This window comes from Gordonia sp. (in: high G+C Gram-positive bacteria), assembly GCF_020438995.1.
In the GTDB taxonomy this organism is placed as follows: Bacteria; Actinomycetota; Actinomycetes; order Mycobacteriales; family Mycobacteriaceae; genus Gordonia.
Genome location: NZ_JAGQTN010000083.1, coordinates 1 through 7016 on the forward strand (window position 1 = coordinate 1; position 7016 = coordinate 7016).

Below are 7016 nucleotides of genomic sequence, written 5' to 3' on the forward strand. Positions count from 1 at the left end.
CGTCGGCCTGTTTGCCGAACGTCGGCTTGCCGAAGGTGGCCGACCACTCGGCCTCGTGCCGCGACAGCACGTCGGCCGCCACATCGCGCACCGCACACGCGGTGGCATCGAGCGCGAAGTCCACGAACGCCCTCCTCATCACAATTAGAACCTGTTCTAGTTGTATCAGAAGGCCGACAGACAGGGTAGCGCAACCCAAGCCACCTGCGGGTTTGTTCGTGCAGCACGATCCCGCCGACATCCGGAAATGGAATGTGTTCAGGACGACATACCCGAGCCGCGCCACGCGCGGATGCATCGCGCCCGGGAGATGTCGTAACCATCGGGCAGGATTGATCCCATGCTCACCGGCGACACCTCGATCCTGCGCAAGGCCCGCGGCGCGTTCTTCACGCCCGCGCCGGTCGCCGGGTTCTTGGTCGACTGGGCGGTTCGCGACGCCTCCGATGCGGTTCTCGAACCCTCGTGCGGTGAGGCCGTGTTCCTGCACGCGGCCGCACGCCACGTCGGCAAGGACGGCCGACTGGTGGGTGTCGAACTGCACGCGGCGTCGGCGCAGCGGGCAGCCCGCACCCTCGCCGCCGACGGTGTCGACGCCCGCATCCACACCGGGGACTTCTTCGCCCACAACGAGTTCGGCCGCTACAACGCCGTCGTCGGCAACCCTCCCTACGTGCGTTACCAGGACTTTTCCGGGGCCGACCGGGCGAATGCCCAGCGGGCGGCGCTGCGCGGCGGGGTGCGGTTGACCAATCTCGCGTCGTCGTGGGCGGCGTTCACCGTCCATGCGGCGCTGCATCTGCGAACAGGCGGCCGGCTGGCGCTGGTGTTGCCGGCCGAACTGCTGACCGTCAACTACGCGGGCGCGGTGCGGCGTTTCCTGATGGACCGGTTCTCGCACGTCGAGCTGGTGTTGTTCACCGAGCGGGTGATCCCCGAGGTGCAGGAAGAGGTGGTTCTGCTCCTGGCCGACGGCTATGCACCCGACGTGGGCACGGGCACCGACCACATGATCGTCCGGTCGTTGCACAACGCCGGTGACCTGAGCGGGCTGGTCGCGGCGGGGCCGGCGCGCCGGTGGATGCCCACGGACAAGTCGGCCAAATGGTCGGCGGGACTGCTGTCGGCCGACGGACTGGCCGCTTACACCGGCGCGCTGGGCGACTCGGGTTTCACCGGCCTGCAGACGTGGGGTGAGACGACGCTCGGCATGGTGACCGGCAACAACCGGTTCTTCACCCTGTCGCCGGCCAAGGCGGCCGAACTCGGGCTGGCGCCCACCGACACCATCGCACTGTCACCGCCGGGTTCACGCCATCTGCGTTCGATGAATCTGACTGCCGCGCAACTGTCGTCGCTCGGCGGGGCGGGCCAGGCCACCTTGCTGTTCCGCCCGGCCACCACCCCGTCGCGGGCGGCCAGGCAGTACATCCGTTCCGGCGAGGACCTCGATGTCCACCAGGCGTACAAGTGCCGGGTCCGCAGACCGTGGTGGCGGGTTCCGTACCTGAAACCGGCCGATCTGCTGCTGACGTACATGAACGCCGACACCCCTCGCCTGGCGTCCAATCAGGCACGCGCACATCATCTCAACTCGGTGCACGGGGTGTATCTGCACAGCGAACTGCGGGCCGACGGGATGAGCCTGCTGCCGCTGGCGTCGCTCAATTCGCTGACCCTGCTGGGGGCCGAACTCGTCGGCAGGCCGTACGGCGGCGGCATGTTGAAGATCGAGCCCCGCGAGGCCGACCAGCTTCCGGTCCCGGCACCGGCGCTGGTCCGGGCGCACGCCGCCGAACTGAGAGCGATCCGTCCCGCCGTGCGCCGGCGGCTGCGCGAGGGCAACTTGCTGGGCGCGGCAGAGCTCGTCGACGACATATTGCTGACCGGTGCGATGTCGATGCCGGCCGCGCGGCTGGACTCGCTGCGCGCCGATCATGCCCACCTGTCCGCGCGGCGCCGGGCCCGCGGCAGAACCACGGCAGGGCGTGCCGGTGGCTAGCGAACCGAGCGCCAAGAGCCGGGCGTGGCCGCTGTTCGACGCGATCGTGACCACCGCGGACAGCCGCGGCAGGAACCCGTGGACGCCTGATCCCGGTGGCGACCCACGGTTCCGCCCCGACTATGCCACGCTGGAGAAGCTGCTGGCGGTGCCGCTGCTGCTGGGCGCATCGTCGCAGTCCGGGGTGCCCGCCCTCGCCATCGACGTGTGGGTGGCCTACGAGCTGCGGAGGGCCGGACTCGACCCCGATGCGGTGTGGCCGCGGGAACAGGCACCGCGGGTCGTCGACCGCGATGTGCTGCGATTCATCGAGTCGCTACCCAAACCGCAGCGTGCCGAGCTCATCGCACGGCTCGAACGTGGTTCGGTGTCGTCGGCATCGGCCAACATCCTCGGCAAGAACTACCTCAAACAGGTCGACGTGTTGATGACGTCGTGGCAGACCGGGCCGGAGCTGCTGATCTCCACCAAACGGATGGATTCGTCGTTCGGCAAGAACGCCGCCAACCGGGTCGAGGAGTCCTACGGCGACGCCAAGAACCTGGCGCTGCGACATCCGTTGGCCGCGTTGGGTTTTGTGTACAGCCTGCGGTCGACTGCCTACACGCAGGAGCGCTACCACTTCGACTGGCTGGTCGATCTGCTCACCAAACTCGGCCGCGAGGACGACGCCTACGACGCGTGTGCACTGATCGTTCCCGAGTGGGAGGGCATCGAGCTCCCCGACGAGCCGGATACCGTTCCCGAGCCCGAGGTTCCGGAGCTGTTCCCGGAGTTGCTCGCCGGGCCCGACCCCGAGGATGAGCCGGGACTGTTCGAACTGGACCTGCCCGCCGCGCCTACCGATGTAGCGGTGCCGGTCAAGGCCGTACCGATCGACCGGCTGCCCACGGTGCGTCTTCGACACGATCTGGTACCCGACGAACTCAGTCCGGCAAGGTTTTTCACCGAGATGCTGACGATCGTGCTGTACAACAGCACCGTCGCCCAGCACCGACAGGCCCGGGCACTGCGCGAGAGCGCACGCCAATAGCCGACTCAGGCGAGAACGGGATCAGACAGGGAACCCGTCTGCGGGGTGCACTTCGAAGGCGTATCGGCCGGCGACGACGGCCGGATCCGCGGCCAGCACCTGCGCCGCTGCCGCCACATCGACGGGCACCACTGCGATGCCGCTGATCAGGGGGTTGTCATCGACCTCCATCAGCGCGGGCAGCCGGCCGTCCGGGGCGGCGAAGTTGTTCAGCCATTCGGCCAGGACACCAGAATCCGCGACGCCCGAACCCGCCGACGGACCGGGCGTCAGAATGACGACGCTGTACGGCGATGCAGGCGCTGTCTGCTCACTCAATGTAGAACTCCTTTGCGGCTGACGACGCTGTCAGCACCCGACGGCGGGTCGAGAATCGGCATCTCCGACTGTAACCTGTTGCACATTCGGTAAGGCAGTCAGCTGTGTGGCACATCACACGCCCGAGGATCGTAGGCACCACCGCCCGGTCGCTCAGTCGAACGAGTACTCAACGCCGGTCAGTTCCTCGGCGACATCCCAGAGCTTTTGCGCGGCAACAGGATCCACTGCTCGATCGGCGGGACTGACCAGCACGGGCGAGCCGGTGGCCTCCAGCCGTCCGGACGGCCCGTAGAACTGACCGCCGAACGCGGCCGGATCGGTCGCGGCCCGCAGGGTCGGTAGCGCACCTTGATCGGGCTCCTGCACGAACCGGTCCAGCAGCCAGCGCATGTTGGGGCTGGTGAACGCCCAGTTCAAGATCTTGTTCTGCTCACGCATGACACCGCTGTAGCTCGCGCCGGGATGCGAGGCCAGCGAGGCACCCGCCATACCGTCGGCGGCGAGCCTGCGCTGCAGTTCGATCGCGAACATGAGTTCGGCCAGTTTCGATCGCGCGTATGCGGCGGGTACCGAGTAGCCACGCTCCATCGGCAAGTCGTCGAAGTCGATGCTGCCTTTACGATGTACGGCACTGGTGACGGTGACGATCCGCCCCACGCTGGTGTTGATACGGTCGAGCAGCCGTCCGGTGAGCGCGTAGTGACCGAGGAAATTGGTGCCGAAGTCCAGCTCGAATCCGTCGGCGGTGAGCTGACGTTCCCTGCTCATCACGCCCGCGTTGTTGACGAGGATGTCGATCTTGCGGTGGTTGTCGCGGATCAGATCGGCCGCCTCGCGCACCGATTCGAGGTCGCTCAGATCCAGGTGCACGATCTCGAGCCGGGCATCAGCGACGGTGCCGGCGATGTCATCGGACGCGGTCTTCGCGGCGTCGAGGTTACGACAAGCGAGTACGACGGTAGCCCCCAGCCGGGCGAATCCCCGCGCGGTTTCGAGCCCGAGACCGCTGTTGGCCCCGGTCACGATGGCCGTCTTGTCGTCGAGGCGGGGCGCATCTGCCAACGTCCATCCGGCGCCGGATCTGGGCACGGCATCTCCTTGTCTGGCTGTGAGCCGGTTCGGCTCGCTCTCAGACAGGGTGCCACATCACTTCCGGCCCGCCATCGGTAAACGCCGACGACGACCGAACGCTGCCGACGACGTCACGACACGGTGCCGACCGCGCGACCGGTCGGGCACTACCCCCACGCGGCGATATCGGCCGCCCGGGGGAGCGTGCTGGTCGTCGACTGCGGGGAGTCGAAGACGCGGACCGTCTCACCGAAGCCGTACGACGGCCAGCCGGGCCCGCCGGTGGTGGCGAAAGCGATCCACGCCGAGTGCATGTCGTCGGCGACCTGCTGCGGCGGGTTGGGGCCGGTGAACGAGTTCGTGTCGCGCAGCGCGTCGAACACGAAGGACAGTTCGAGTGCGTGGCAGGCGCCGAGACCGGAAACCGCTGTTTCCCAAGCGAACTCGTAGACGTGCGTCGACCCCCCGGCGCGTTCGTGAGCGGCGGCGAACTCGAGTGCGGGTTTACGGAAGAACGCGTCCGAGGCGATCTGATCGAAGACATGGGCCGCGTCGGCCCCGGCGTGGTTCGCCACGTAGGCCGCGACGACGTCGGGACCGGCACCGAAACGAGTCGCGACCACCGGCAGAGCCTCCGCCGTGATCAGTCCACGGGTTCCGGCAGCCATACTGAACAGGGTGAACTCACGCCCCGTGGTACCCAGCAGGAGCGGTACGCCGGCACTTGCGCCCGCGGCGACCGCGGCCTGCGGGAACTCGGGGATCAACTCATCGAACACCGGGATGTGGCCCGTGATCCCGCCCCCTGCCGAGATGGTCGTGGCACCCCATCGCCCGGGATCGGGTGCCAGCCGGATCGCATTGTCGATGGCGGTCTGGGCGTCGATGAGCGCCGACGGATCGACCTCGGCGAGTGCCTGCGCGGTGGGCTCGACGCCGAGCAGCGCGGCAACCTCGGCGCCGACCCGGCGGGTGTCGTCGGACACCGCGACCGAAACCCCGTGCCCGCTCTGCACGATGGCCTTGCTGAACAGGCCACGCGCCGCCGGGCAGACGAGCAGGCCCGCAACGCTCATACCGCCGGCCGACTCGCCGAAGATCGTGACATTGGCGGGGTCGCCGCCGAACGCCGCGATGTTGTCCTGCACCCACCGCAGGGCCGCGATCTGGTCGCGCATACCGAGATTGGTGGGCGCGCCGTCGACGGGCAGCCAGCCGTAGGTTCCGAGCCGGTAGTTGATGGACACCAGCACCACGCCGTCGCGGGCGAACGCCGAACCGTCGTACGAGGGTGAGGCGTTGGAGCCCCGGACGAACGCACCGCCGTGAATCCACACCATCACGGGCAGTCTCGTCGCACCCACATCGGGCGTCCACACATTGACGTTGAGCGATTCACCGCCCAACTCGGTGGCCGTCACCTTGCCGAACCAGGTTCCGACCGGGTCCGGATACGGCGTCTGCCAGCACGACGGACCCTCGGCGACCGCCTCGCGCACCCCGTCCCAGGGCGTCACCGGAGCGGGCGCGGCGAAGGCCAGCGGACCTTCCGGGGCGGCCGCGTACGGTATCCCCAGAAATGCTGTGACTCCGTGTGATTGAGAGCCGGATACCTGACCGCCGTCGACACTGACTGTGATGCCCATCACCCGATGGTAGACCCGGCCGATCCGGACCCGAACAGACCCCTGGGTATGCGCCAAAGCCGGTGCGACACAGCATGATCATCGCAATATCGTGAGGAATGCCCGCGGTCCGGCGAAGACGAGTTCACGGACATGGTTGCGGACCTGCCCGCTCACCGGACAGTCACATCGGGCAACCACGCCCCGCGCATCCAGCCCGGCGTCGCGACACAGCGCGATCGCCCGGGGCAGGTGAAAGTCCTGCGTCACCACGACGACCGACGACACCCCGAACACATCCCGTGCCCGGCGGCAGCTCTCCGCGGTGTCCAGACCCAGACCGTCGTCGACGATGATTTCGCCGGGGACCTCCCGGGCGTGCAGGTACGCCCGCATCACGGCCGGTTCGTCGCCCGCGTCCGGCGATCCATTGCCGGAGTTGATGATGCGCGAGACGTTTCCCGACCGGTAGAGGTCGACGGCGGTATCGAGGCGCCCCCGTACATAGGTACCCGGATCGCCGTCGGACACCAGCGACCCGAGGACCAGCAGCGTCGACCCCTCGGGCACGGCCACCGGTTCGACGACACGTCCGGCCGCGGCCACGTAGATCCACGTCGCGGACAACGTGATCATCAACTCGAAGACGATGCCCGCGGCCAGCACCGACCTCGCGATCGGTCCGGGCGGTCGGTTCACGCGTTCACGGTAGCCTTATGCCACCCCGGAGACATCCGCGATACCGTGGCGCGCATAAAGTAACGCGCATCACGTTGCCGCTCGACGGCCTCGACACAGCACCACGATCCGTCCGACACTTGACACCCGCCTCCGCCGCAGGAGGCACAGACCCCGGGGAGGCCGCAGCGATGCAGTACATGCCAGTCACCGAATCGATGTTCCTGATCGCGGAAACACGCGAGCAGCCGATGCACGTCGGTGGCTTGCAGCTGTTCGAGCCACG

The 7016-nt window shown here is 67.9% G+C and carries 6 protein-coding genes and 1 pseudogene; 2 read left to right on the forward strand and 5 right to left on the reverse strand.

The genetic code is table 11. The annotated features are described in order from the left end of the window. Nucleotides 1–124, reverse strand: a pseudogene (locus tag KDB67_RS07025) (acyl-CoA dehydrogenase); the annotation flags it as partial. Nucleotides 125–340: 216 nt separating this feature from the next. Between KDB67_RS07025 and KDB67_RS07030 the strand changes: the two are divergent. Further along, nucleotides 341–2002: an N-6 DNA methylase gene (locus tag KDB67_RS07030; RefSeq protein ID WP_291014089.1), complete on the forward strand. Its 1662-nt coding sequence runs from the start codon at nt 341–343 to the stop codon at nt 2000–2002. After that, nucleotides 1995–3035 carry a hypothetical protein gene (locus KDB67_RS07035; protein WP_291014092.1) on the forward strand — a complete coding sequence of 347 codons (1041 nt, stop codon included), beginning with the start codon at nt 1995–1997 and terminating at the stop codon, nt 3033–3035. Before KDB67_RS07030 ends, KDB67_RS07035 begins: the two co-directional genes overlap by 8 nt. 21 nt (nt 3036–3056) lie before the next feature. Here KDB67_RS07035 and KDB67_RS07040 read toward each other — a convergent pair whose 3' ends face one another. The 4 genes from KDB67_RS07040 to KDB67_RS07055 form a co-directional block, all read right to left on the reverse strand. Beyond that, nucleotides 3057–3353, reverse strand: a complete 297-nt coding sequence (locus KDB67_RS07040; protein ID WP_291014094.1) for a hypothetical protein — start codon at nt 3351–3353, stop codon at nt 3057–3059. A 153-nt stretch (nt 3354–3506) separates the two neighbouring features. Continuing rightward, nucleotides 3507–4445, reverse strand: a complete 939-nt coding sequence (locus tag KDB67_RS07045) for an oxidoreductase (RefSeq protein ID WP_291014097.1) — start codon at nt 4443–4445, stop codon at nt 3507–3509. Nucleotides 4446–4594: 149 nt separating this feature from the next. Then, entirely contained in the window at nt 4595–6073 is a 1479-nt protein-coding gene (locus KDB67_RS07050) for a carboxylesterase family protein (protein ID WP_291014099.1), read from the reverse strand. A gap of 78 nt (nt 6074–6151) precedes the next feature. Beyond that, a complete protein-coding gene (locus tag KDB67_RS07055) occupies nt 6152–6688 on the reverse strand; it encodes an ElyC/SanA/YdcF family protein (RefSeq protein WP_291014102.1) in 537 nt (178 codons plus the stop codon). Between the last annotated feature and the right edge of the window lie 328 nt (nt 6689–7016).